This window comes from Candidatus Binatus sp., from assembly GCF_036567905.1.
In the GTDB taxonomy this organism is placed as follows: domain Bacteria; phylum Desulfobacterota; class Binatia; order Binatales; family Binataceae; genus Binatus.
The window spans coordinates 1-24,216 of the sequence record NZ_DATCTO010000029.1; the positions used below are offsets into that span (position 1 = coordinate 1).

20 protein-coding genes are annotated in these 24,216 nt (G+C 61.8%); 15 read left to right on the forward strand and 5 right to left on the reverse strand.

From position 1 onward, the window contains the following. Positions 1–133: 133 nt before the first annotated feature. Positions 134–1,153: an alpha/beta hydrolase gene (locus tag VIO10_RS04110; protein ID WP_331959768.1), complete on the forward strand. Its 1,020-nt coding sequence runs from the start codon at positions 134–136 to the stop codon at positions 1,151–1,153. Between the two features lie 69 nt (positions 1,154–1,222). Here VIO10_RS04110 and VIO10_RS04115 read toward each other — a convergent pair whose 3' ends face one another. Both VIO10_RS04115 and VIO10_RS04120 read right to left on the reverse strand, forming a co-directional pair. After that, the gene (locus VIO10_RS04115) at positions 1,223–2,896 is read right to left on the reverse strand and encodes a carboxylesterase/lipase family protein (protein ID WP_331959771.1); all 1,674 of its coding nucleotides are present in this window, start codon (positions 2,894–2,896) and stop codon (positions 1,223–1,225) included. Positions 2,897–3,064: 168 nt separating this feature from the next. Then, positions 3,065–4,114, reverse strand: a complete 1,050-nt coding sequence (locus VIO10_RS04120) for a hypothetical protein (RefSeq protein WP_331959774.1) — start codon at positions 4,112–4,114, stop codon at positions 3,065–3,067. Between the two features lie 218 nt (positions 4,115–4,332). On the opposite strand from VIO10_RS04120, the gene VIO10_RS04125 reads away from it, so the two are divergent. The 3 genes from VIO10_RS04125 to VIO10_RS04135 all read left to right on the forward strand — a co-directional run bounded on the left by VIO10_RS04125 (position 4,333) and on the right by VIO10_RS04135 (position 8,462). After that, complete coding sequence (locus VIO10_RS04125) at positions 4,333–4,980, forward strand: glutathione S-transferase family protein (protein WP_331959777.1); 648 nt, start codon at positions 4,333–4,335, stop codon at positions 4,978–4,980. Positions 4,981–5,074: 94 nt separating this feature from the next. Beyond that, on the forward strand, positions 5,075–5,836 hold the full coding sequence (locus VIO10_RS04130; RefSeq protein ID WP_331959780.1) for an alpha/beta fold hydrolase: 762 nt from the start codon (positions 5,075–5,077) through the stop codon (positions 5,834–5,836). Between the two features lie 178 nt (positions 5,837–6,014). After that, complete coding sequence (locus VIO10_RS04135; protein ID WP_331959783.1) at positions 6,015–8,462, forward strand: glycogen/starch/alpha-glucan phosphorylase; 2,448 nt, start codon at positions 6,015–6,017, stop codon at positions 8,460–8,462. A gap of 130 nt (positions 8,463–8,592) precedes the next feature. Here VIO10_RS04135 and VIO10_RS04140 read toward each other — a convergent pair whose 3' ends face one another. After that, complete coding sequence (locus tag VIO10_RS04140; RefSeq protein WP_331959786.1) at positions 8,593–9,138, reverse strand: pyridoxamine 5'-phosphate oxidase family protein; 546 nt, start codon at positions 9,136–9,138, stop codon at positions 8,593–8,595. A 293-nt stretch (positions 9,139–9,431) separates the two neighbouring features. On the opposite strand from VIO10_RS04140, the gene VIO10_RS04145 reads away from it, so the two are divergent. From VIO10_RS04145 to VIO10_RS04155, 3 genes are read left to right on the forward strand one after another with little or no spacing between them, the layout of a single operon-like run. Further along, entirely contained in the window at positions 9,432–11,972 is a 2,541-nt protein-coding gene (locus VIO10_RS04145; RefSeq protein ID WP_331959789.1) for a cation-transporting P-type ATPase, read from the forward strand. A gap of 23 nt (positions 11,973–11,995) precedes the next feature. After that, positions 11,996–13,282, forward strand: a complete 1,287-nt coding sequence (locus VIO10_RS04150) for an MFS transporter (RefSeq protein ID WP_349259222.1) — start codon at positions 11,996–11,998, stop codon at positions 13,280–13,282. Further along, a complete protein-coding gene (locus VIO10_RS04155; protein ID WP_331959795.1) occupies positions 13,279–14,547 on the forward strand; it encodes an arsenic transporter in 1,269 nt (422 codons plus the stop codon). Before VIO10_RS04150 ends, VIO10_RS04155 begins: the two co-directional genes overlap by 4 nt. 85 nt (positions 14,548–14,632) lie before the next feature. Here the strand turns inward: VIO10_RS04155 and VIO10_RS04160 are convergent, their stop codons facing one another. Together VIO10_RS04160 and VIO10_RS04165 are read right to left on the reverse strand one after the other, a co-directional pair. Further along, complete coding sequence (locus VIO10_RS04160) at positions 14,633–15,847, reverse strand: acyl-CoA dehydrogenase family protein (RefSeq protein WP_331959798.1); 1,215 nt, start codon at positions 15,845–15,847, stop codon at positions 14,633–14,635. A 24-nt stretch (positions 15,848–15,871) separates the two neighbouring features. Beyond that, positions 15,872–16,372 carry a hypothetical protein gene (locus VIO10_RS04165; protein ID WP_331959801.1) on the reverse strand — a complete coding sequence of 167 codons (501 nt, stop codon included), beginning with the start codon at positions 16,370–16,372 and terminating at the stop codon, positions 15,872–15,874. Positions 16,373–16,786: 414 nt separating this feature from the next. On the opposite strand from VIO10_RS04165, the gene VIO10_RS04170 reads away from it, so the two are divergent. The 8 genes from VIO10_RS04170 to VIO10_RS04205 are packed head-to-tail and all read left to right on the forward strand — an operon-like array spanning position 16,787 to position 24,159. After that, complete coding sequence (locus VIO10_RS04170) at positions 16,787–18,352, forward strand: hypothetical protein (RefSeq protein WP_331959804.1); 1,566 nt, start codon at positions 16,787–16,789, stop codon at positions 18,350–18,352. Positions 18,353–18,366: 14 nt separating this feature from the next. Beyond that, positions 18,367–18,648, forward strand: a complete 282-nt coding sequence (locus VIO10_RS04175; protein ID WP_331959807.1) for a hypothetical protein — start codon at positions 18,367–18,369, stop codon at positions 18,646–18,648. Positions 18,649–18,695: 47 nt separating this feature from the next. Continuing rightward, on the forward strand, positions 18,696–19,052 hold the full coding sequence (locus VIO10_RS04180) for a cytochrome c (protein ID WP_331959810.1): 357 nt from the start codon (positions 18,696–18,698) through the stop codon (positions 19,050–19,052). 11 nt (positions 19,053–19,063) lie between these two features. Next, a complete protein-coding gene (locus tag VIO10_RS04185; RefSeq protein ID WP_331959813.1) occupies positions 19,064–20,983 on the forward strand; it encodes an FAD-dependent oxidoreductase in 1,920 nt (639 codons plus the stop codon). Further along, positions 20,983–21,441, forward strand: coding sequence for a ubiquinol-cytochrome c reductase iron-sulfur subunit (locus VIO10_RS04190; RefSeq protein ID WP_331959816.1), 459 nt, complete (start codon positions 20,983–20,985; stop codon positions 21,439–21,441). The genes VIO10_RS04185 and VIO10_RS04190 overlap by 1 nt, the downstream gene beginning before the upstream one ends. Before the next feature lie 3 nt (positions 21,442–21,444). Then, a complete protein-coding gene (locus VIO10_RS04195; protein ID WP_331959819.1) occupies positions 21,445–22,746 on the forward strand; it encodes a cytochrome b in 1,302 nt (433 codons plus the stop codon). Between the two features lies 1 nt (position 22,747). Then, positions 22,748–23,701, forward strand: a complete 954-nt coding sequence (locus VIO10_RS04200; RefSeq protein WP_331959822.1) for a c-type cytochrome — start codon at positions 22,748–22,750, stop codon at positions 23,699–23,701. Between the two features lie 32 nt (positions 23,702–23,733). Next, positions 23,734–24,159: a c-type cytochrome gene (locus tag VIO10_RS04205; RefSeq protein WP_331959825.1), complete on the forward strand. Its 426-nt coding sequence runs from the start codon at positions 23,734–23,736 to the stop codon at positions 24,157–24,159. Positions 24,160–24,216 lie beyond the last annotated feature (57 nt).

A 24,216-nucleotide genomic window follows, 5' to 3' on the forward strand; every position in this document is an offset into this window, starting at 1 on the left:
CCCGGCGCGTCCGCCGCCGCATCCGCGACCTCCGACGGCGTCACGTCATCGGCCGTGGCGCCAGCGGCCGCGCCGCCCGCGGCGGGGGCGATAGTGCCGCCGCCGAAGAAATAGCGCCGACCGATCGAACGCAGTGGCTGAGCCAATCAAATCGCAACCAGCCCGCACGCCGACCGAAGCCGACATTCGCGCCGAGAATCTCACTCCGCAAGTCCGCCGCCATACCTGGATCAATATCGCGGGCCCGCTCGCCGCCATTTCTCTCGGAATTTTCGCGGCTGCGATGTACCTGCGGCCCATCGATGTCCTGCGCTGGATTCAGATCTCGCGCCTGGGATGGTCTGGGGTGACGCAGAACGATCTTGCGCTCAAGGACGGCCTCATCACTTACCTCATCACCGGCGGCTATTCGGAAATGGAGCCGGTCGTGATGATTCACGGGCTCGGTCCGAACGCCGCGCTCGTGTGGCGCGGGATCATGCCGCCGGTTGCCGACGCGCACTACAAAGTGATCGCGCCCAACCTGCCCGGCTTCGCCTCATCCGATCACAAGCAGGTCAATTATTCGATCGCGTACCAGGCCGGGGCGGTCGCGCAGATGATCGACGAGATGAAGCTCGATCACGTCAACCTGGTCGGCAACGATCTCGGCGCCGACGTCGCGCTCTACTACGCCGTCGAGCACCCGGACAAAGTCGAACGGATGGTCCTGGTGTCGGGCGGCCTGGTGGGTGCGCGCGGCGCCGAAAAGCTTCGCAAGGGGATGCTGCCGACGACGGTCGAGGCGATCCGCGCGCAGGTCGAGGCGAGCTTCTTCGATTTGCCCCCGATGCCCGAATTCATTTACCAGCGCATGATGGTTGAACTCAGCAGCGACCTTCAGGCCGAGACCGACATGATCAATTCCGTGCCCCGCGACGAGGCGCACATCCGCTCCAAACTAGGCCAGGTCTTCAACACGCTCACGATCATAATCTGGGGCGCGAAAAATCCGTTCTTCTCAGCCGCCGAAGGCGAGGCGCTGCACGCCGCGATGCCCGGTTCGGCCACGGTAGTCTTCAAGACCTCCGGCGCCTACCCTCAACTGGAGCATCCCGACGATTTCGCCGAGTCGCTGATCTTCGTAATCAAGCAGGAAGAAGGCGGCCGCTAGCTGTTGTAACAGGCCCCTTCGCCGGAGGTTACCCTGAGCATGGTCGAAGGGCTTAGGGGTTAGGTTGGCTCAGAAACCGTTCCAGAACGAATCACACTGGTGAAAGGCGTTAAAATCTGACTCGACCATCGGCGTCGGCGGGACCAACGATTGGAACTCATCGGTTGCCGCGCTGTAATTCGGCCACGTTGGCTCACCACCCGAGTTTGGGTTTAGTGTCTTCGCGAACTGGGTCCAGTAGCCGATCATCGCGTCGGAGAGCGCCTGCTGGTCGGTCGTAAACGGGAAAACCGCCCCTGTTACAAGCATTAGGTATTGAATCTCAGCAGCGTGAAAGGCACCCAGCGGAAAGGTTACCCCCGCTACAGTACCCGGAGGCGCGTGCTCGTCATTGAACTCGTATGCATAGGTCGTCACGAATTTCGACAATAGCCGATCCGCATTGCGCGCTGGACAGCTGAAGACTCCATCGGTACCCGAGGCGGCCAATGCCAGATCGCCGCTAGGGTAACTGGCATAGGGATAGAGTCCCAATACGTACGATTCCAATTCCGTTGTCCACAGCGCAGCGACCGCAGCCGCGTATTCGCTGTAGGTCAGTATAGGATTCCCCGCTAAGTCGTACTCACCAGCGACGAAGTACCTGTATTCATCATGATTGGTGCCCGCAATCACCGGCACTTTATTGAACTTGCCGCTGGTGAACGCCGCCGTCGGCGTCTGAGCAAGCACTTTTCCATCCACGAAGGGATACAATACGCCTGCCTCTGCTGCGACCAACGTGGCGGCCGGCACTGCCCGCAGGCAAGCAGCCGTCTGGCTGGAGCATCCGACACTTATCGCGACGGAGTCGCCTGACGGAGCAAAGCCATTGGTTGTCTCTGCAGTCTTTATCGGCATGATAGCAGTAAAGTAGTCCTGGAATTCTGTATACGATCCGCTCTCAGCTATCGCGCCGCGGAAGAGATGTTTCGCGGTCGGAGACGCAAGATTGCAATAAATGCTCTGCCCGCCCGCCGACTCGCCGAATATGGTTACTGCTTTCGGGTCGCCGCCAAAGGCCTTGATGTTCTCCCGAACCCACTTGAGCGCGAATTGCTGATCCATCAACCCATAGTTGCCACTTTCATGGTGTTCGGCGTCCAGCCCGGACTGGGCAAGGAATCCCAACACACCCAGGCGGTAGTTGATCGTGACCACGATCACTGCTTGGTTCACGAGCGGCGTCGGGTCGTAAAGGTCGCCGCCGCCGGTCGTAAGTCCTCCCCCATGAATCCAAACCATCACGGGCAGTGCGCTTGATTTCTTGCTTACGGCGGCCGTCTCGCCGCCGGCTTGTTCCACCGCGTTGCGGGGTTCGGAGCCGGCCGGCGTGTAAACATTCAGGAACAGGCAGTCCTCGCTGCCGGTCGGTCCAGGCTGCGTGCACTCACTACCGAATTGAGTCGCGTCGAAAGTTCCTCCCGTAAATTTCCCGAAAGCCTTGGGCGGCAGCCAGCGCAGAGACCCCGCGGGAGGCTTGGCGTACGGGATGCCGAGAAATTCGTCGACGCCATCAACCGTTGCGCCAAGCACCACTCCGCTTCGAGTAATAGCAAATGGTTCCTGGTATGACGCCGTCTTGGCCGACGCGATCGCTGCCGGGCCCAGCGTGAATGCGCAGAGAGCGGCCAATCCGAAAACAAGTTCAGCAGTAAACCCACAGCGTTCGAGCCGCTCGTTCGCCTGCTCGGTGTTCTTCATCCGTTTTGAATCTCCAATCGACACTTTGACATACGCTGGACGCCCTCCCGCCGCAAGATGGTTTTTTGCCCGCTGCTCTTTCAGCGGAGCCGCAATTTCGATCAGCGAGCCGTAGGGCGGGACGGATGGTGAAGGCGCATCTCACCATCCGTCGGGCATGTACCTGGTTCAGGGCAGGCGTGCGCGCACGACGCAGTGGCCATCGGTCGGATCAAGCTTGCCCTTGGTCCATAGGCGGTCCCAATGTAGCAGACTAATATCCCGGTTAGGGTAGGGGGTCACTCGGACACATCGGCAGTTGGCATCTTTTAGCGGCACGTTCATCACCATATATTCGGTGACCACGGACTGTTCGAGCGCTTGGGCGGCGGTGAGGGGAACGTTTCCTCCTTTGCTTACGAGGTAACTGTCTTCGACTGAGTAGCCCAGGCCGGAAAAGGCTGGCCCGATCCCGTACAGATCATAGAGAACGTTGGCCCCCGTGGTGCTGGTAGTGGGCAGGAAGGGAGTGCCGGTAAATTGAAAGATGGTGGCGCCGGTATCGACAGCGTTTTGCAACACCAATGGGACCTGTGTGTTTTCCTGGTCGGAAAAACCCTGAGAAGCACAGTACACCCGTTGGTCAACCGGATAGGTTGAGTCGAGATCGGGCGTGGGGCAGTCGGCGGGCGTGTATCCCATCAAGTCCGCCAGATCCGAAGTTGCCATCGCGAATACATTCGGCCAGCTGGCCATTCTCGGCTGCACCTGGCTGGGGTCCGAGGGTTTGCAGCGCATTGCCACCAGATCGTAAGTGCTGGAACCGGGATCATCGCTGCCCACAAAATGCGCGTCGTCTATCGCCGGCAGTGCCGGCTGGTAGAGTTTGGTTGCGCTCATGAATGCGCGAGCCTGAACGAGTTTGCCCTGGTAGACTTTGTCCGTCCTTCCGATGTTGGTTACCGGGGCGGGTTTGTTGGTGAACAACACTCGCGTGAAATCGTCGTTAATGGCAAAGCCGGTAATGGGATCGGAGACCCGCGTGTTGTCGACCACCGTCGCGGGCGGCGGCGCTGCCTGCGCCTCGGCTGTGAAACCCGGACTGCAGGGTGTTGTACCAAGCGCAGCGGCGGCGATAAACGCAGCCAGTAGCGCCGTCGCCCGTCGTTCGCTTCCGGGGCGCCGCTGAGCGATTAGAGACTTACAACCAGCGCTCATCTTCCTTATTGCTGTCTTCATGGTTTCCCCCTTTTAGAACTGCGCAACTGGCTAAGCAACCACTGGGCCATCCGCCGGACTTCGGGCAAGCTTGAAGAAGCGCTCGGGACGGGGAGCCGAAAGTTGCGGAATCGTCACTTGGGTGTCGCAGTCTGGGGCATGGCCGCCGCGGCTTGCGCGGCGCGCGGTCGTCTGCGATAAGCGAGTTTGAAATTCAAGCCCGCGAGGAATCGACGACGATGAAGCTCTACAACATGAATCTCTCCAACTTCGCCACCAAGTGCCGGCTCGTCATCTACGAAAAGGGACTCAAGATCGAGATGGCGCCGATCCCCGGCGGCGATCTCCACTCCGCGGAATACGCGAAGGTCAATCCGCTCGGTAAAACCCCGGCGCTCGACGCCGACGGCCTGCTCATCCCCGAGTCCGAGGTTATCAACGAGTATCTCGAGGACAAGTACCCGACTCCGCCGCTGCTTCCCAAGAGCCCCGAGGGCCGCGCCAAAGTGCGAATCCTGACCCGATTCCACGACCTCTACCTCGAACCTCCCCTGCGCGCGCTGTTTGACCAGATGAATCCGAAAACTCGCGACGAAAAGCTCGTCGGCGAGAAGGTGACCGACTTCAAGAACCGCCTCGACCAGCTCGAAAAGATGCTCGCCGAGGGCGGCTTCGCCTGCGGCGCCGACTTCACGCTCGCCGATTGTGCGCTCGCGCCCACGATGTTTTTCGTGACCAACCTGATGCCTGTCTTCGGCGTCATACCGCTGGACGGACATCCGAAACTCGCGGCATGGTGGACCCGCGTCCAGTCCCGCCCGTCGGTAAAGAAGGGCCTCGCCGAGATGGCCGAAGCGCTGGCTGCGATGCAGCGCGGCAGCCGCTAGGAACTCGTCTCGCGATTTTTCATCGGTTGAAAAAAAGGCGGGGGCATCCACCGCGATGCTCCCGCTATCGCCACACCACGAGGATGAACTGACTATGGCTTATCTCGATCGCGATGGCGTGCGCATCTACTACGAACAACGCGGCGCCGGGCCCGCCGTTCTGCTCTCGCACGGCTACAGCGCCAGCGCGCGCATGTGGCAGGGCCAGATGGATGCGCTGTCGGACCGCTACCACCTGATCGCCTGGGATATGCGCGGCCACGACCGCTCCGATTCGCCCGACGATCCGGCGCTCTATTCGCACGAAGCCACCATCGCCGATATGGCCGCGGTGCTCGACGCTTGCGGCGCGAGTCGCGCCGTCATCGCCGGCTTGTCGCTGGGCGGCTTCATGTCGCTGGCGTTTCATCTGGCCCGTCCCGCGCGCACGACAGCGCTGATGCTGTTCGACACCGGGCCAGGCTACAAGAAAGACGACGGGCGCGAGGGATGGAACCGGCTCGCGGAAAGCATGGCGGTGGCGTACGAGAAAAAAGGACTCGCCGCCGCCGGCGCCAGCGCCGAAGTGAGCGTTGCCCGCCATCGCAGCGCGCAAGGGCTGGCGCATGCGGCGCGCGGGATGCTGGCGCAGAAGGACGCCCGCGTGATCGAATCGCTCCCGGCAATCACGCTGCCGACGCTGGTGCTGGTCGGCGAAAACGACAAGCAGTTCCGGCCGTCGGCCGATTACATGTCAGCAAAGATTCCCGGCGCGGAAAAAGTGATCCTCGAGCAAGCGGGTCACGCCGCCAATATCGATCGGCCCGCCGCGTTCAACGCCGCTGTGCGCGCATTCCTCGATCGTGTGACCGCGTAGCCGCAAGCGTCGAGCGCCGGTTCGCTTCATTGTCGATGACCTTCTGGAGAACCGCGCCGCGAATCGGCATTATGTAGCTTGGTTGCTGATTGGGGCTGCATCATCCGGTTGGCGACAAGTCTGCAAACCTGATTGGTAAGGAGGCTGCTCCGAGAATCCTCGAAGGACCGACGCAAGAATGGCTGTTCCTCCTCTTTCTGAAGTTAATCGCAACCTGTTCAACAAGCTGGTCGATCATCACATCCGTTTCTCGCTGGCCAAGCGGCGGGGCGAGTTGTCCAAGCATGACTGGTATCGCGCGACGGCGCTGGTGGTTCGCGACATGCTGGTCGAAAAAATGCTGGCGACGCGCTTGCGTTTCGATCGCAACAATTCCAAGAAGCTCTACTATCTGTCGCTCGAATTTCTGATCGGCCGCTCGCTGGAAAACAATCTCTACAACCTCGGCATCATCGACACCTGCCGCGATTTTCTGGCCGAAAACGGAATCGACCTGCAGGTCCTGTTCGATGAGGAGCCCGACGCGGCGCTGGGCAACGGCGGCCTGGGCCGGCTGGCTGCATGTTTTCTCGATTCGTTGGCGACGCTCGATCTGCCCGGCTACGCGTATGGCATCAACTACGAGTACGGGCTGTTCCGCCAGGAAATTCGCGGCGGTTACCAGGTCGAGCGACCCGACGCATGGCAGCGCGAAACCTCGCCGTGGCTGGTGGCGCGCCCGGAGCAGTCATGCCGGATTCCGGTTTACGGGCGAATCGAGCACCGCATCGATCGCAACGGCGAATACAATCCGGCCTGGGTGGATCGGCGCGAGTTGGTCGGGGTGCCGTCCGATCTGCCGATCGCGGGATTCGGCGGGCGCACGGTGAACTTTGTCCGCCTGTATTCAGCCGGCGCGTCCGATGAATTCGACATGCAGATCTTCAACGCCGGCGATTACATGAAAGCCGTCGAGCAGAAGATGCTTTCCGAGACCATCTCGAAGGTGCTGTACCCGTCCGACGCGGTGGCTGCGGGCCGCGAGCTCAGGCTATTGCAGGAATACTTCTTTGTGGCCTGCGCGGTGCACGATATAGTGCGGGTATTCGTCGCTCGTGGTGAAGACTTCAGTGCTTTCCCGTCGCAAGTGGCTATTCAGCTCAATGACACTCATCCCGCATTGACTATTGCGGAGTTGATGCGCGTTTTCATCGACGACTACAATCTCGAGTGGGCGGTGGCGTGGGAGATTACGCGCGACACGGTCGCATATACTAATCACACTCTTCTGCCTGAAGCGCTGGAGCGATGGCCGGTGAGCCTGCTTGAACGAGTCGTGCCGCGCCATCTGCAGATCATTTACGAGATCAATCGGCGCTTCCTGGCGGGCGCGGAGTTGGTTTGGCGCGACGATCCCGAACGCCTCAAGCGCGTTTCGATCGTCCAGGATGGCTACGAAAAACATGTCCGCATGGCGCATCTGGCGATCGTCGGCAGCCATTCGGTCAACGGCGTGTCAAAGTTGCACACCGAACTGGTCAAGACCCGCCTGGTGCCCGATTTTTATCAACTCTGGCCCGAGCGGTTCAGCAACAAGACCAACGGCGTCACGCAACGGCGATGGCTGTCGATGGCGAATCCGGGTCTTGCAAGCCTGCTCGACGCGACGATCGGTGCGGGATGGGCGACCGACCTCGCGCAGTTGAGCGCGGTCGAGAAATTCGCCGACGACGCCGAGTTTCAGCACCGCTTCGGGGCAATCAAGCGCGCCAACAAGGAGCGATTGGCCAGAATTGTGAATCGGCTTGCCGAGGTGGACATCGATCCTGCCGCGATGTTCGACATACAGGCCAAACGTATCCACGAATACAAACGCCAACTCCTGATGGCGCTGGGAATCGTGCATCAGTACCTGCGGCTGGTCGATGACGGCGTCGAACCGCCGGTGCCGCGCACCTACCTGCTCGCCGGCAAGGCGGCGCCCGGCTATTGGGCGGCGAAAATGATCATCAAGTTGATCAACAGCCTCAGTCAAGTGATCAACAACGATCCGAAGACGCGCGAATTGATCAAGGTTGCCTTCCTGCCGGACTACCGGGTCTCGCTCGCGGAAAAAATCATCCCCGCCGCCGACGTTTCCGAACAGATTTCCACTGCCGGCCGCGAAGCATCCGGCACCGGCAACATGAAGTTCGCGATGAATGGTGCGCTGACGGTGGGGACGCTCGATGGCGCCAATATCGAGATTCGCGAAGCCGTCGGCGCGGAAAATATATTCATTTTTGGCCTGACCTCCGGCCAGATCGAGGAACTCGCGTCGAACGGTGGCTATCGGCCGCGCGCCTACTACGAGGCTGACCCGCGACTCAAGCGGGTGCTCGATGAGTTGGCGTCCGATCGCTTTTGTCCCGGCGAGGAGGGACTGTTCAGGTGGGTTCGCGACGCGCTGGTCAACCGCGATGACTATTTCCTGATGGCCGACTTCGGCGCATATATCGATATCCAGTCGCAGGTATCGACTGAGTATCAACATCCCCAGCTCTGGACGCGAAAGGCTATACTCAATCTCGCGCGGATTGGCGCGTTTTCGAGCGACCGGGCAGTTGCGGAATACGCTCGCGAGATATGGCATCTCGGCCAGGCATGACTTGACCGGCGCCGAATCGAGCCGCGCGCGAAGTAACCCGTCAGGCATCCGCGATCAGCCTCAGGCCCAGCCTCGCCGCGGCGCCGTTGAGACAATGTGGTCGCATCGCGCCAGGGCGCAGGACGATCGCCTAAGGATGCTTGCGGACCGGCCGCAGAATCTTTTGCAGCCATTCGCCGCCGATCGGGCCGGTCATCGACGGCCTTGCGCGATGCGGCGTCGCAGGCTCAGGGGTGGCGCGGTGGCCGGTGATCTGCTCGACGTGAATGCGGTAGAAGAACGCCGCCAGCGGGCGTTCTCTATCGTGCAGTATCGTTTTCGCGTACCCGGGCTCCCACCAGATGGCGTTGCGTTCCAGCAGTTTTTTGCGCGCGAGTTCGCGAGCGCCGCGCCATTCGGGGATATTTGGCAGTTCCTCGTAGCGACCGAAGACGATGACGCTCATCCACTGCTGCGGACTTACCACCTCGTCTGCTTCGACGCAGACCTTCGGGTTGGCGCGCATCCACTCGATCTTTTGCCCGACGGTGGAGAAGCTGTATAGATATTCATTGTCGTAGGCGAAATAGAACGGCACGACGTAGGGCTGCGATTTGTGGGCGCACGCCAGTCTCCCCAGATGCGCACGGGCCAGCAGGTCCAGACTCTCCTGCCTGCTCAGTTCCTGGATCAGCACGACTATGACGCTCCGGCCTCGGCCGCTATGACGCGGCATTTATTTGCGCTGCTGGCGAATAGGAATACACATACAATTGATTGATGACTAGCGATTGTCGTGCCACGGGAGATTGGCAACCTGGCGAAAGTTTTTCATCAAAAGCCGGGCGCGCAGCGCGTTGGAGATTGTCCCCGTCAGCGTCGCGGCGCTGACGTGTGTCCGATCGCGCCATCTGCCTGCCGTTGCGCAGCTAAATTCGTTGGCAGGCCGATTGCAATACCAAGAGAGCTCGAAAGGACGGTCAGGTTGCATTGAAAGGGGCGATAAAACTGCGAGCCGCGGCCACTGACCCGCTCAGCGGCCTGAGTCACGACGAGGCGGCGCGGCGCCTGAGGAAGTACGGGCCGAACCGCTTGGTGCGCGCATCGCGCGGCGCTGCAATCCTGGCATTGATCAGGACCGTTGCGGACCCGATGGCAGTAATGCTGGCCGCGGCCGGCGCGGTTTACTACGCGCTGGGCGAGCGGACCGACGCTTACGTCCTGTTCGCAGCGATCGTTCCGGTCCTTGCCGTCGATGTAATCCTTGAGGCGCGATCGCGCACCGCGCTCAAGAAGCTTGCGGGCGTCGTCGCGCCGCGTGCCCGAGTGGTTCGCAATGGTGTCCAGACCGAGATTCCGACTGCGGACCTTGTCCCCGGTGATCTGCTGCTGCTGAAAGAGGGCGACATCGTTCACGCCGATGCGCTTGTGCGTTCGGGTTCCAATCTCGCGCTCGACGAATCGCAGCTCACTGGCGAATCAGAGCCCGTTTCGAAGCAGCCATGCGAAATATCTGGAGCCATCGCCGATGCACCCGAGGCCAGCCGCGTGTATGCGGGTTCACGCGTGCTCGAAGGCCACGGGTTTGCCGAGGTAACTGCCACCGGGGAGCGCACCCGCTATGGCGATCTGGCGCGACTGGTCGCCGAGGTCGGCCCGCGTCCGACGCCGCTTGAGCGCAAGACCGGGCGGATGGTGCGCTGGATGGTCGGCGTGGCGATTACCGTTTCGGCCCTGCTGTTTGTCTTGCGCATGCTCGGCGGTGCGCCGGCGGGCAAAGCCTTTCTGTATGCGGTCAGTCTCGCGATGTCGGCCGTTGGCGAAGAGTTCCTGCTGGTGCTGACGATGTTCCTGAGCATCGGAGCGTATCGCCTGAGCCAGCACGGAGTCCTGGTGCGTCGCTTGGCCAGCGTCGAGACGCTCGGCTCAACTACCGTCATCTGTCTCGACAAGACCGGCACTCTGACGGCTGGCGAGTTCGTGCTTGAGGAGCATCTCCCGCTGGGGCCGGAGATGTCGGAGGAAGCGCTGCTCGAGGCGGCCGCGCTCGCATGCGAGCCTCAAGCCGCCGACACGATGGAGAGAAAGATTCTAGCCCATTGCACGGAGGACGGGATCAACGTCGATGCGCTTCACTCGCGATGGCGTCTGGTGCACGACTACCCGTTCGACCCGGTCGGCAAACACATGTCGCACGTCTGGAGCAGCCGCGAAGGCGCCGGCAGCCCACAGCGAATCGTAGCGAAGGGCGCGCTCGAGGGGATAATCGAGCATTGCGATCTGGCGCAGGCGGATTTCGCTCGCGCCGAGAGTGCCAATGCCGAGATGGCGGGGCGCGGAATGCGCGTGCTCGCCGTCGCCGGCCGCGATGCGGGGCCGGGCGGATTCACCGGGGTGCGCGCATCGGACGAGCGCGGGTTTCGTCTGTTCGGCCTGCTCGGGTTTCGCGATCCTCTCAGAGCTGCGGTTCCGGACGCGGTGGCGCAATGCCAGGGCGCTGGGGTGGAACTCAAGCTGATCACCGGCGACCATGCGCTCACCGCGCACGCGATCGCCGACGCCGCCGGAATCGCGCACAACGACGACGGCATCGTCACCGGCGCGCAACTCGACAGCGTTGACCAGCCGGCCTTCGAAGCGCTGGTTCGCCGCTGCAGCATCTTCGCGCGCATCCGCCCCGAACAAAAATATGCGATCGTCGAGGCCCTGAGGCGGGCGGGCGAAGTCGTCGCGATGACCGGCGACGGGATAAACGACGCGCCGGCGCTGCGCCGGGCGGACATTGGCGTGGCGATGGGCCGGCGCGGAACGGAGGTCGCACGCGCGGCTGCGGACATCGTGCTGCTCGAGGACGATTTCTCCGCGATGGTCGCAACGATTCGCGAAGGCCGCATTCTGCTCGACAACATTCAGCGCGCATTCCTTTATCTGGTCGGTTTCAAGGTAATGCTGGTGTCGCTCACGCTGTTGGCCCCGCTCTTTGGCCTTCCGCTGCTGCTATTGCCGGTGAATTTGGTCTGGCTCGAGATGATCGTGCATCCGGTCTCCGCGCTCGCCTTCGAGGGCCAACCTGCCGCCGATGACGTGATGCGACGGCCGCCGCGTCCGCCCGCATCGCCGCTTGTCGAGCGACCGGCCGCTTACCGTGCGGCTCTATCCGGCGCGCTGCTGACGGTGATGGCGCTTGCGCTCTTCGCACTGCGGCTCCGCCATGGCGAGAACTATGCCCGCAGCGTCGCGATGGTCGTCGCGGTGGTGGGAAGCCTGTTTCTCGTCTGGGCGGAGTACGCCGGGACGCGTCGATGGTGGCGGGTTCGCGCGCCGCAGCAGCGGCGATTTTGGCTGGTGATCTTTGCCGTAGCCGTCAGTCTGCCGGTATTCATGCTGATGCCGCCGCTGGCCACGCTGCTGATGATCCGCCCGATTGCTCCCGCCGATTGGGCGATCGCAATATCGGCGGCGGCAATCGCCGTCGGTTGGCGCGCATTCGGTGCGCGCAACTCTGGCAAACCTGAGGAGCTTCTCGAATGACGCGACGACCGCCGAGCGGCACAGTGTCCGAGGCGGACGATAGGCCGACTATCGTTACTCGCGACTCGGACCTGGGCAGGCGGCCCTCCTCCCGGAGCTTGCGCGGACTCGACTGGCTCAACTTCCTGCTCGCCGACGTGCAAAGCGGCGTGGGGCCGTTCCTCGCGATCTATCTTGCCGGCTATGGCTGGAACGAGCAGCGCGTGGGCCTTGCGCTCACGATTGGCTCAGTCGCCGGCATCGCATCGCAAACGCCAGCAGGCGCATTGGTGGACTGGCTCAAGTCCAAAAGAGCGCTGATTGCGGCGGGAGTGGCCGCTTTGGCTATCGGAGCTCTCTTCATTGCGTTCTTTCCTTCGTTCTGGCCGGTCGTGACAGCGCAAGTGCTTATCGGCGCAATGTCCAGTTTCTTCATGCCTGCCATCGCCGCCATCTCTCTTGGGATCGTGGGGCATAGACTGTTCAATCTCCGCCAGGGACGAAACCAGGCATTCAACTCGGCCGGCAACGTAGTCGCCGCCGTAATGATGGGTTTGATCGGATATTTCATTTCGAACCGCGGCGTCTTTTTCTTTGTCGCGGTTCTCGCAGTCCCGACCATTCTGTCGCTGTTCCTCATCCGCCCCGGCGAGATCGACTACGAATTAGCCAGGGGAGCCAGGGACGGCGAAGACGATCGAACTCCGGCAGGTGTCCTGGACCTGATCGAGGATCACCCGCTGATGATCTTCCTGTGCTGCGCAGTCATGTTTCACTTCGCCAACGCAGCTATGCTTCCGCTGCTCGGCGAGATGCTGGCGAAAGGCAAGGGTCGCACCTCGATGATGTTCATGTCCGCCTGTGTCGTGACCACGCAGTTCACGATCACACTGCTCGCGGCATGGGCGGGCCGCGCGGCCGGCTCATGGGGCAGAAAGCCCCTACTGCTCATAGGATTCGGGGTGCTGCCGATCCGCGGCGTCCTTTACACCTTCACCCACAACCTCTACCTGCTGGTCGGCATCCAGCTGCTCGACGGCATCGGTGCCGGCATTTTCGGCGTCGTTTCCGTATTGGTGATCGCCGACCTGACGCGTGGCACTGGGCGGTTTAATCTTACACTGGGTGCGATCGCGACGGCCGTGGGAATCGGCGCGGCTCTAAGTCAAACGATCGCCGGATCCATTGTTCACCACTTCAGTGACCGAGCCGGGTTTCTGTTCCTGGCCTCCGTGGCGGCTGCCGCCTTTGCGATCCTGTGGCTCTTCATGCCCGAAACCCTCGACCGGAAAGCCGGTGCTCACGCGCCGGCGTCGATGGCGAAGCGTTGACGATTGCGAATGACACTATCTGGGCAATCGCCGCGCTGAGCACTCTTGGCGTGATCGTCCGCCCTTGGAACCTGCCTCAGGCGACTTGGGCCGTGGCCGGCGCGGTCATGCTGATCGTGTTCGGTCTGCTGCCGTGGAGCGACGCGATGAAAGCGGTCGCTAAGGGGACCGACGTGTACCTGTTTCTGAGCGGCATGATGCTGCTCGCGGAGTTGGCGCGAAAAGAGGGTTTGTTCGACTTTCTGGCGGGGCGAGCCGTGCGCTTGGCGGGCGGCTCCGCGGTGAAGCTGTTCGCGCTGGTTTATGGCGTCGGCACATTGGTTACAGTTTTTATGTCGAACGACGCTACTGCGGTGGTCCTCACGCCGGCCGTGTTCGCCGCGACCAAGGCCGCCAAGGTGAAGGACCCGCTGCCCTACCTGTTGATCTGCGCGTTTATAGCAAACGCGGCAAGCTTCGTTCTGCCGATCTCAAATCCAGCGAACCTGATCATATTCCGCAACCATATGCCGCCGCTGCTGCAATGGCTCGGGCGGTTCGCGTTGCCATCGATCCTGTCGATTGCGGTTACCTATGCTGTCCTGCGGTTCACGCAGCGCGATTCGCTGCGGCTGGAGGTAATGGCGGCTGAGGTCGACGTGCCTGGCCTGTCCAGCGGCGGCCGCATGACCGCTGGCGGCGTCGTGGGCACGGGAATCCTGCTGCTGCTTGCCTCCGGCTTCGGCGTTGACCTTGGACTGCCGACATTTGGCGCCGCGGTCGCGACTGCTGCGGTAGTGCTGCTTCTAAAGCGCGAGTCACCGTGGGGTGTGATGAAGGACGCTCCCTGGGAGATCTTGCCGCTGGTGGCCGGTCTGTTCGTGCTGGTAGAGGCGCTTGACCGCAGCGGCGTGCTCAAGGCGCTCATTCATGTTCTGCAGATGGAGGCAGATCGCTCCGCGATGGTGACGACTTGGGCAGCGGGCGTGACTCTGGCCCTGATTTGCAACCTGGTCAACAACCTGCCGGCCGGCCTGCTGGCAGGCTCCGTCGTGTCTGCTTCGCATGTACCGCGGCAGGTCGCCACCGCAGTGCTCATCGGGGTGGACCTCGGACCGAATCTGTCAGTTACCGGATCGCTGGCAACCATCCTGTGGCTGTCCGCCCTGCGCCGGGAAAATCAGAATGTGAGCGCCTGGAGTTTTCTGAAACTTGGTGCGTTGGTGATGCCGCCGGCTTTGATTCTCGCGATTGCGGGGCTGCTGGTCACCGGCGCCGTTCGCTAGTCCGTCCAGCGCCGAAACCTTTCGGCGATCGCAATATCGGCGGCGGCGATCGCCGTCGGTTGGCGCGCATTCGGTGGGCGCAGCGTCAGCCCTTAGGCAAGCCCAGCACGCGCTCGCCGATGATGTTGCGCTGGATTTCGCTGGTGCCGCCGGCGATCGTAAACTCGCGCGCGGCGAGTATGCGGCTGGCCCATTTGCCACCCTCGACAGTTCCACGCGACCCGCTCTCGAGATTCGCGTAAGCTCCGAGCATCTCGTCGGCGAACATTGCCAGCCGCAGGCTGAGCTCTGTCGCGCAGAGTTTCCCGATCGAACTCTCGGCTCCGGGCACTCGCCCCTTGAGCTGTGCGGTCATCGCGCGATAGCGCCCCAGCCGGATGCATCGCGCCTCGGCTGCAAATTGCGCCAGCTTCTGGCGGATGTACGGGCTGTTGCACGCGGGCACGGCGTCAAAAGCGACGGTCTTTGCCAGCGCGATCAATTCGCCCATCGTGCGTTCCACCGGATGGCGCACTCCGCCCGACGCCCGCTGAAACATCAGCGTCGCGATTGACACTTGCCACCCTTCGTTCAGCTTGCCGACCAGGTTCTCCCTCGGCACTCGCACTCCGTCGTAAAATACCTCGTTGAATCCCATCTCGCCGGTGATTTGCATCAGCGGCCGGATCGAGATTCCCGGACTGCGCAGGTCAACCAGCAGATACGAAATCCCTCGGTGCTTGGGCGCCGCCGGATCTGTGCGCACCAGCAGCACCTGCCAGTCCGCGCGATGCGCGTTGCTGGTCCATACCTTCTGGCCGTTGATCACGAACGAGTCGCCGTCGAGCACCGCCCGCGTCTGAAGTCCCGCCAGATCGGAACCGGCGTTGGGTTCCGAGTATCCCTGGCACCAGATTTCTTCGCCCGTGAGCATCGGCGCCAGATACCGCTGTTTTTGCTCCTCGCTGCCCAGCAGCATAATCGTCGGACCAATCCGATCGACGGCGAAATTGTTCGCGCCGTATAACGGCAGCCCCAGGCGCAAAGCTTCGTCCTGGTAAATCGATTGCTCGACCACCCCGGCTTCGCTCCCGCCCCAATCCTTCGGCCAGTGAAGCGCGAGGTACCCGGCATCGTGGAGCCGCCGATGGTAGGTGAGGATCTTCTGCCAGAGTTGGTCGTCGCGGCTGTAGAGCAGGCTTTCGACGGTTACATTCGGCGATTTGATAAGATCGCCAAAAAGTTCCGACGCCGTCGCCTCCAACCATGCGCGAACCCGGCTGCGAAATTGCTCCTGCTCCGGTGTGTAGTCGAAGTCCATCGATATGCAGCAGCCGGTCCGCAGCTACGCGAACAACATCCTTCTGAGCGCCGGCAGCAGGCGCATTTCCTCGCTATCGATCAAATCGTCGAGCTTCACCACGAGCACGCATAGAGCTCTGCCCGCGACCGCGACAACTTTGTCCGCATCTTTCTCGAACGACACTCCGTTAAGCTTGGCTATCAGCGAGCGCATTTCGACGTGGCTCCGCTTGATTCGATCCATGACCTCGGGCGCAAGCCCGCCCGCAACTTCCGCCCACGGCAGCACTGTTTCATCTTGGCTCAACAGATGCTGATTAAGTTGCGGCTTGAGAGTTTCCCAACAGCGTCGCGCCTGCGCGCGCATCTCGCGATCTGACGGCTTGAAGCCCAAAATCGCGCCCGCCACTGCCGCCTCGAGCAGCGGCATCGCCAGCCGGGATTGTTCACGGTCCAGTTCTTCCGTCAGTTTTCTGATCTTGCCCGTGCCGGGGGCCTTTTCCGCCCCGATCGCTAATGGCTTCTTGGCGCTAGTCATACTCATCGTCCTCGTCCTCACAATTGCACGCGGAACCCGGATTTCCAATTCATTCTTCGTGCCGAGCGATGCCGGCGATGCGACGCCTCATATGCGGCTGAATTCGAGCATCAGCCTGGGCGTTGTATCCTTTGAACACACAGCTTGCTTCCCTTGGCAACACTAGCGGATTGAGTCGGCGGTTCTGGCGATTTCGGTATCGAGACGAAGCAGCGCCGCCCTTTGATTCCTTCGAGGAACGTAAGGACATAAGAACGTCTGATAATTGATTGCGCCGATACTTGCGGCTATCAAATCCTTATGGCACAGATGTGTCGCTCGATTCTCCGTGATGCTCGGCGTGCGGAGCTGATCTTCTGGGCACAGATGTTGCTCTGCGACGGATGGTTGCCGAATTTTTCGACGTTGATTGGGGGAATTATGCCAGCTAGACGAATTTTCTCGATATTTCTGCTCGCATTTGGCCTCGCGGCGTTATCGCTGGTGGGCTTGGCGCGCGCGGCCGACAGCGACGCCAGCGCCGCCGCCGACCTCAAGGAAATCAAAAGCGAGATGCGTCAGATGCGACAGGAGCGCAAGCGTGACCAGGAAGTAATTCGCTCGCTCGAGATCAAGGTTCAGCAACTCGAGACCAAGGATTCAAGGGTCGAGACCACCACGCAGCAGTTGCACAACACCGATCAAAAGCTGAAGGAGACAACCCTCGAGCTTCAGCAGACCAACGCCCAGGTCAAGACTTTGCAGACCAAGGTCGATGAGCCGATCGCGTCGCCACAGTTTGGCGATGCCGTTAGTCGATACCTCGGAACGCACTCGTTCACTGTCACCGGGGCGGCCGGCGGCGACTTCATCTATGACCAACAAAGCGGCTCCCTCGACGGCCTTCATCATGCATCGCAGAACTCGTTCTTTTTCGACTGGGAGCCGATGATTCTGTACCGCCCGACTGACTGGATCCTGTTCCAGGGCGTGATCAGCACGAATTTTGGAAGCACCGGCACGGGAACCGACCTGTCGGCCGCTAACTTTCAGATTTTCCTTAACGACTATATGACGGTCGAGGCCGGGCTTTTCGACCAACCGTTCGGTGACTGGTACGAGACCCAGAGCCCGATGTGGGTGAACCGGTTTGTCACGGCGCCGCTGCCGTTTGGAGTTGAGGCGGTGGTTCCGCCGGCGGAGCTTGGAGTCCAGCTTCGGGGCGGCATGCAATTCGGCGCGCTCGGCCAGGATTTCGACTACACGGTATGGGGCGGAAACGGACCCAACTTCAGCTCGAACGTCCTTGGCGCCGCGGTCGGAGGTCCAACCGCGGTCGCAAGCAGCCAGACCAACGGCAAGTCTATCGGCGCGCGTTTCCGCATCTATCCGCTCCCGGTTGATTCTGAATTGGGCCGGCTCGAACTCGGAGCGTCCACCTACAACGGCAAGTGGGAAAATGGAAATTGGTTCAACTCATGGGGCGTCGATTTCAACTACTTCATCGGCAACCTGCAGGCCCGCGGTGAATGGCTGGAATCGTACCGCCAGATGCCCTACGGCATGGGCAGCGACAATCGCCAGGGATGGTACGTGCAAGCCGGTTACTTCCTGAGCGGTCTCAAGGTCCCGGGCCTTTCTGACAAGTTCAACGGCTATCTCGATCGATTCGAGCCGCTGGTGCGTTATTCGGGAGTTAACCAGCGCGCCGTTTCAACCGACGACATCGCCGGCGCGACCGGCGTCGGCTTGGGCGGCATGCAGGTCGGACTGGTTCCCGATTTCGGCATTAGCGGGTCGCCGGCCACCTACGCGCCGCACGCTCGCGAAGTGGCGTTGGCTCTCGACTATTGGATCGCGCCATCGATCGTTTGGCAGAACGAATTCGACATCGAATTGCCCCGCGCAGGAGGACTATTCATTTCACCCGAAACCGGCGTCGCGACCCCTGCGGGTTCGATTCCCAACGATCACGCCTTCCTAAGCCAATTCACCATCGGATTCTGAGCGGAGTCATGGTCATGAGAAAAATATTCGCGGCAATCGTACTTGCAACTCTCGCTATCGGATTGGCGGGCGCCCCCGTTTCGGCCGATGACAATGCCGGCGCTGCCGAGCACAGACGCCTGTTCCGGGAGGGCGCCCAACTGTGGCCGGTTTACTGCAACACCTGTCATAACGCCCGGCCCGGATCCGAGAAGGCTCCCTATGAATGGGACCAGATCATCATGCATATGCGTACGCTCGGAAACTTGCCGGCCGGCGACGTCAGAGCGATAGTGGAATATCTCAAGGCCCGTTGAATCGGCCTGCGCCGCGCGCGAAGATTGATACGGAGGACATCGACAACGTGAAACGACTCATTTCGAGCATTGGTGTGTGCGCGATCATCGCATGCGCGTTTGTGCCGGTGCGCGCGGCCGACATGGCTGCCGCCAAGCAGAGCTACGATACGTTTTGTGTGAAGTGTCACGGCACCGCCGGCAAGGGCGACGGTCCTGCCGCGGCTACCCTTGCCACCAACCCTCGCAATTTCACTGATTGCGGCACGATGGGCAAGATTTCCGACGATACGCTGTTCAACGTGATCAAGAACGGCGGCGGCTCCGTAGGTCTCAGCAAAGACATGCAGGCGTGGAGCACCGGTTTCGGGGACGACGAGATTCATGACCTCGTCGCTTACGTCAGGAGCTTCTGCAAGAAGTAAGCGCGCCCGCGATGCCCGACCGAAATTTGATCGACGCGCTGCCACGTGACTTGTGGTGGTTCCGCAAGAATGTCCCGTGCCTTGATGCGTGCCCGGTCAAGACCGATGCGGGCCGCTACGTTCAACTGGTCGCCGAAGGACGCCTGGCCGAAGCCTATCGCGTCGCGCGATCGCCCAATCCGATCGCGTCCATATGCGGCCGCGCTTGCGGCGCCCCATGCGAGGACGCCTGCCGCCGCGGCAAGATCGACGCGCCCGTGACCATTCGCGCGCTCAAGCGTTTTCTCACCGAGCAATTCGGCCCCGAAGCACTCTCAGCCAGGGGCATCCGCGACATGATCGCCGGACCTTCCGGCGGCGGCAGCGTCACCCCCGGTCATCTCGATATTCTCGGCGTGCGGCCCGATGCCGCTGCCTCCAGGCGCAAGGTCGCAGTCGTCGGCGCGGGGCCGGCCGGGCTGGCGTGCGCTCACGATCTGGCCGTGATGGGCTACAGCGTGACGGTTTTCGAGGCGATGCCGCATGCGGGCGGAATGCTTCGATACGGAATTCCGGCCTACCGGCTTCCGCGCGACGTGATCGACTGCCAGGTCGGCGAGATCGAAGCGCTCGGTGTCGAGTTTCGCTACTCGACCCCGCTTCGGCCCGGCTTCGGTGTTCAAGAACTCAAAGAGCAGGGCTATGAAGCTATCTTTCTCGGCGTTGGAGCGTCGCGCGGCCGCGCAGTCCCGATCGAGGGGGTCGAGACCGACGGGGTGATCAAGGCGATCGACTACCTGCTCAATATCCATCGCGGCTTCCGCGTTCCGCTCGGCGGCAAGGTGGTCGTGATCGGCGGCGGCCTGGTCGCGATCGATGCGGCCCGAACCGCGGTTCGCACCCTCCTGCCCGGACTCGTCATGTCACAAGAGGAAGAACAGAGCGTGGCGGCCGGCACGATGCGCGTCGCGCTCGATGCGGCGCGCGAGGCGGCGCGCCGCGGTGCGCTCGAAGTTACGGTCGCCAGCCTTGAGTCCGAGCCCGAGATGCCGGCGATGAAATCCGCCCAGGGCCGCGAGGAACTCGATATCGCGCGCGATGAGGGCGTCACTTTTCTGCCCGGTTGGGGCCCCAAGCGAGTCCTCAGCCGCGACGGCCATGCGATCGGAATCGAATTGGTTAAATGCGTTAAGGTGTTCGATGATGCGGGCCGCTTCCGCCCGCAATTCGACGAGAACGATCGCCGTGTCGTTGACGCCGACGGCGTGATCCTCGCCATTGGCCAGGCGCCCGACCTGTCGTTTATCAAGCCCGAAGACGGAGTCGCCATCACGCCCGCCGGAACGCTCAAGATCGACCCGATCACGCTCCAGACCGGTATCGCCGGCGTATTCGCGGGCGGCGATGCGGCCTTCCCGCCTTCCCTGCTGATCACCTGTGCGCAGCACGGCAAGGTCGCCGCGCGCGGCATCGACGCCTATCTCCGCGGCAAGCCGCTCGGCCAGCCGCGGATGCACGTCACCATTGAGGAGCTGCCGACCGACACGTACACGATGGTCGACCGCTACGAGCAGAAGCGGCGCGAGGTTCCGCTGGTTCCTCTTTCGCGCCGCACCGGAATCACGGAAGTCGAGTCTGCCTTGAGCCCCAGCGACGCGCGCGAGCAGGCCGAGCGCTGCCTCTACTGCCATATCCATCCGATCTACAACGGGTCGGCATGCATTCTGTGCAATCGATGCGTGGACATCTGCCCGGAGCATTGCCTGCATTTCGCGCCCGCGGGGGAAATCGCCGATCAGGAACGGCTTGCCGGCGTGATGACGGATGCGCCGACGCGCAGCGTTTTTCTCTACGACGAGGCCAAATGCATCCGTTGCGGCCTGTGCGCGATCAGGTGCCCGACCTCGGCGATTACGATGGAACGCTTTCAGTTCGAGGAGACGGCGGTCTGATGGACGGTGATCGGCGAAGAATTCTCCGCTTCATCGGCAAAGGCTCGGTGCTGGCCGCCTTCCTTGGCCAGATCGGCGCTGCCGGCAGGGCATTCTTTCCCAACGTCCTCTACGAGCCGCCCAGCCGCTTCAAGCTCAAGCGCCCCGAGGATTATCCCGACGGCTACACCTTTGTCTCACCGCACCGGCTGTTTGTGATTCGTCAAAAAGAGGCGTTTCACGTCATTTCCGCAATCTGCACGCATCTGGGATGCACCGTGCAGTGGAAAGATACCGAGTTCGATTGTCCGTGCCACGGCAGCCGCTTTCGTCCCGACGGCACGGTGATTTCGGGCCCTGCGCCGCGGCCGCTCGATTGGTTTGAGACCACCGTTTCGCCCGATGGGTTCCTCGAAGTCGACAGCGCAACCGACGTCGCGCGCGACTTCAGGCTGCTCGTGGGAAAAGGCAAGGCCTGAATCGTGGGCGACAGGATCAAGGCGCTCTGGCGCAAGACTTTGTGGGCGTGGTCCCCCGAAAGCGAGCGCGAATCGTCGGAATCGATCGTCAAGAACTTCTGGCTCCACTGGTTCCCGGCCAAGGTCGCCCGCGCCAGCATGGACTGGAACTACTCGTTCTGGCTCGGCACCGCGTCGGCATCGCTGCTGATGATCCTGACCGTCACCGGCGTGATGCTGATGTTCTACTACGTACCGTCCACCGAGCGCGCATACGGAAGCATCAAGGACCTCGAGTACGCCGTCAGCTTCGGCCGCCTGCTCAGAAATCAGCATCGATGGGCGGCGGAAGGAATGGTCGCCGTCGTGTACATCCACATGGCGCGGGTGTTCTTCACCGGCGCGTACCGCGGCGGCCGGTCGATCAACTGGGTGACCGGGGTAATTCTTTTCCTCGCGACTTTGCTGCTGTCCTTCACCGGTTACCTGCTGCCGTGGGATCAGCTCGCATTCTGGGCAATCACGGTAGGCACCAGCATCGCCAAGCAGGCGCCGGTGGTCGGACCGACGATGCAATTCATTCTGCTTGGCGGCCATGAAATTGGACAGCAGACCTTGCTGCGCTTTTACGTGCTGCACGTCTTCTTCCTGCCGGTCTTCGCCCTGGTGCTGTTCGCTTATCACATGTGGCGCGTGCGCAAGGACGGCGGCCTCGCGGCGATCGAGCGCGTTCGCAACGACCGCACGATGGCGCCGAAGGCGGTTCCGAAGACCAAAAGTTACTCGCTGTTCGGAATTACCCCGGGTACTTCCGTGCAGGTGATGAGTTCGACCGGGCTTGAAGAGTCCGATCAGGTCTTCTCGTCGCCAAATATGTCGCGGCGAATCGCGCTGGTCTTCCTGATCGTGTTCAACATCACGCTGCTGGCCGCGTTGATGTTCAATGCGCCGCTGGAGGGTCTCGCCAATCCATCGGTGACGCCGAATCCGGCCAAAGCGCCCTGGTATTTCGTCTGGCTGCAGGAGTTGGTCGCCTCAACGACGATTCGGATGGGTGGGTTTACGGTCAGCGGCGCGTTGCTGGGCGGAATACTGCTGCCCGGATTTCTCCTGGCCGTGCTCACGCTATGGCCGTTCATCGACCGTTCTTCACTTCGGACCGAAGGGCGATGGTTCGCCCCCGAGCGCAGGCGGCAGAACGTAACCTTCGCGCTGGCGACGCTCGCGATCATCGTGCTGATCGTGGTCGGGGTTTACTTGCGCGGTCCCTACTGGCGGATCTACTGGCCCGGCCAGCCGCGCCCCGAGATGCCGCGGTTATACTGAAATGAACGAACAGGGCGGCAAGAACGAATCGTTCGAGGCGAAGGACTTCGGCTGGTTGGTCGCGATGTCGCTCCTGTTCTTCGTGCTCGTCGTGGTTGGCTTCTGGATTGAGTTCAGCACCGATTGGGGAGCTTATCAGCGCGAGTTTCCTCAACTGCTCAGCCACTACGGTAAAGCCGAAGACGCGCGCGAGTTCCGCGCGGGCATCAAACAGATCTGGATACCCAAGATTGGCGTCACCGATCGCTGCATCACGTGCCATCTCGGCTACGAATGGTCTTCGGTTCTTCCGGCCACAATCGCCGAGCCGCTGAAACCGCATCCGATGAACGATTGGCTCGCCAAGCATGAGTTCGAGCGATTCGGATGCACGCCATGCCACGGCGGCGACGGATCGGCAACGACTCTCGCGGGGGCTCATCAAGGCGGACGGGGATGGGACGATCCGATGCTCTCGCGCGCACTGGCGAAGCGCAACGGACTCACGATGAACGAGATGACTCAGATGCGATGCAATTTTTGCCATCGCCATGATGCCGCGACCCCGGCGATGGCAGAGATCAATCTCGCCAAACAGCTCTTCAAAAAGAAAAAGTGCCAGGTCTGCCACGTCGTCGAAGGGCGCGGCGGCAACACCGGACCCGAGCTGACCTACGAGGGCGACAAAAACCCCGAACTGTTGAGCTTCGCGCACGTGCAAGGCGCACGCACGATGTTCAATTGGAACGTGCAGCATCTGACGCAGGCGAGCGTAGTTTCGCCAAACACGCAGATGCCCGATTTCAACATGAAGCCCGAAGAATCGAGAGCGCTGACGCTCCTGCTGCTCAGCTGGCGGCAGCTTCCGTATCCTCCGGAATACATCCCGGATCCCGAAGCGGCCGCCGCGGCGATGCAGCCGTCGCCTACCTCGACCGCGACTCCGACTCCGGCCGCGACGCCTGGCGCGCGTTGAGCATTCCAAGTTAAATATCATTGGGTGAATCAATGAAGCCGAGAGTGTTGGCGTCAATGTTTGCGCTGGGCGCCGCGCTGTCCGTCTCGCAGCCCGCGCTATCCGCGGGCAATGACGTGAGCGACGGGCACCGCTATTTCATTCGCTACTGCGCGTCATGCCATGGGCTGGACGGTCTCGGAGACGGTCCGGTGGCGAAGAGCCTGTCCACGCCGCCGACAAGTCTGCGCAAGCTCGGCGACAAATATGGCGTGCCGCTGCCGGCGCATCGCATGGCCGAAATGATCGACGGTCGAGATACGCCCAGAGCGCATGGAACTCGCGAGATGCCCGTATGGGGAGAGCGCCTCTACGAGCTTGGTCAGGGTGAAAGGGGTGAATACGGGATCGGGGAAGTGATCGGCAAAATAATCGCCTACCTCAACACGATTCAGGATCGCCGAATGGCGGTGCGATAGCGCTGCGCGCGCGCGGTCTCAGCAAATGGATTTCGTTGTGGGCGCGTGCTAGAACGC

What these genes read in the sequence shown, in the direction of transcription:
- VIO10_RS04170 (WP_331959804.1), top strand. Translation starts at nt 16,787, where the DNA reads ATGCCAGCTAGACGAATTTTCTCGATATTTCTGCTCGCATTTGGCCTC.
- VIO10_RS04160 (WP_331959798.1), bottom strand. Translation starts at nt 15,847, where the DNA reads ATGGACTTCGACTACACACCGGAGCAGGAGCAATTTCGCAGCCGGGTT.
- VIO10_RS04165 (WP_331959801.1), bottom strand. Translation starts at nt 16,372, where the DNA reads ATGAGTATGACTAGCGCCAAGAAGCCATTAGCGATCGGGGCGGAAAAG.
- VIO10_RS04120 (WP_331959774.1), bottom strand. Translation starts at nt 4,114, where the DNA reads ATGAAGACAGCAATAAGGAAGATGAGCGCTGGTTGTAAGTCTCTAATC.
- VIO10_RS04205 (WP_331959825.1), top strand. Translation starts at nt 23,734, where the DNA reads ATGAAGCCGAGAGTGTTGGCGTCAATGTTTGCGCTGGGCGCCGCGCTG.
- VIO10_RS04200 (WP_331959822.1), top strand. Translation starts at nt 22,748, where the DNA reads ATGAACGAACAGGGCGGCAAGAACGAATCGTTCGAGGCGAAGGACTTC.
- VIO10_RS04190 (WP_331959816.1), top strand. Translation starts at nt 20,983, where the DNA reads ATGGACGGTGATCGGCGAAGAATTCTCCGCTTCATCGGCAAAGGCTCG.
- VIO10_RS04115 (WP_331959771.1), bottom strand. Translation starts at nt 2,896, where the DNA reads ATGAAGAACACCGAGCAGGCGAACGAGCGGCTCGAACGCTGTGGGTTT.
- VIO10_RS04175 (WP_331959807.1), top strand. Translation starts at nt 18,367, where the DNA reads ATGAGAAAAATATTCGCGGCAATCGTACTTGCAACTCTCGCTATCGGA.
- VIO10_RS04185 (WP_331959813.1), top strand. Translation starts at nt 19,064, where the DNA reads ATGCCCGACCGAAATTTGATCGACGCGCTGCCACGTGACTTGTGGTGG.
- VIO10_RS04130 (WP_331959780.1), top strand. Translation starts at nt 5,075, where the DNA reads ATGGCTTATCTCGATCGCGATGGCGTGCGCATCTACTACGAACAACGC.
- VIO10_RS04135 (WP_331959783.1), top strand. Translation starts at nt 6,015, where the DNA reads ATGGCTGTTCCTCCTCTTTCTGAAGTTAATCGCAACCTGTTCAACAAG.
- VIO10_RS04125 (WP_331959777.1), top strand. Translation starts at nt 4,333, where the DNA reads ATGAAGCTCTACAACATGAATCTCTCCAACTTCGCCACCAAGTGCCGG.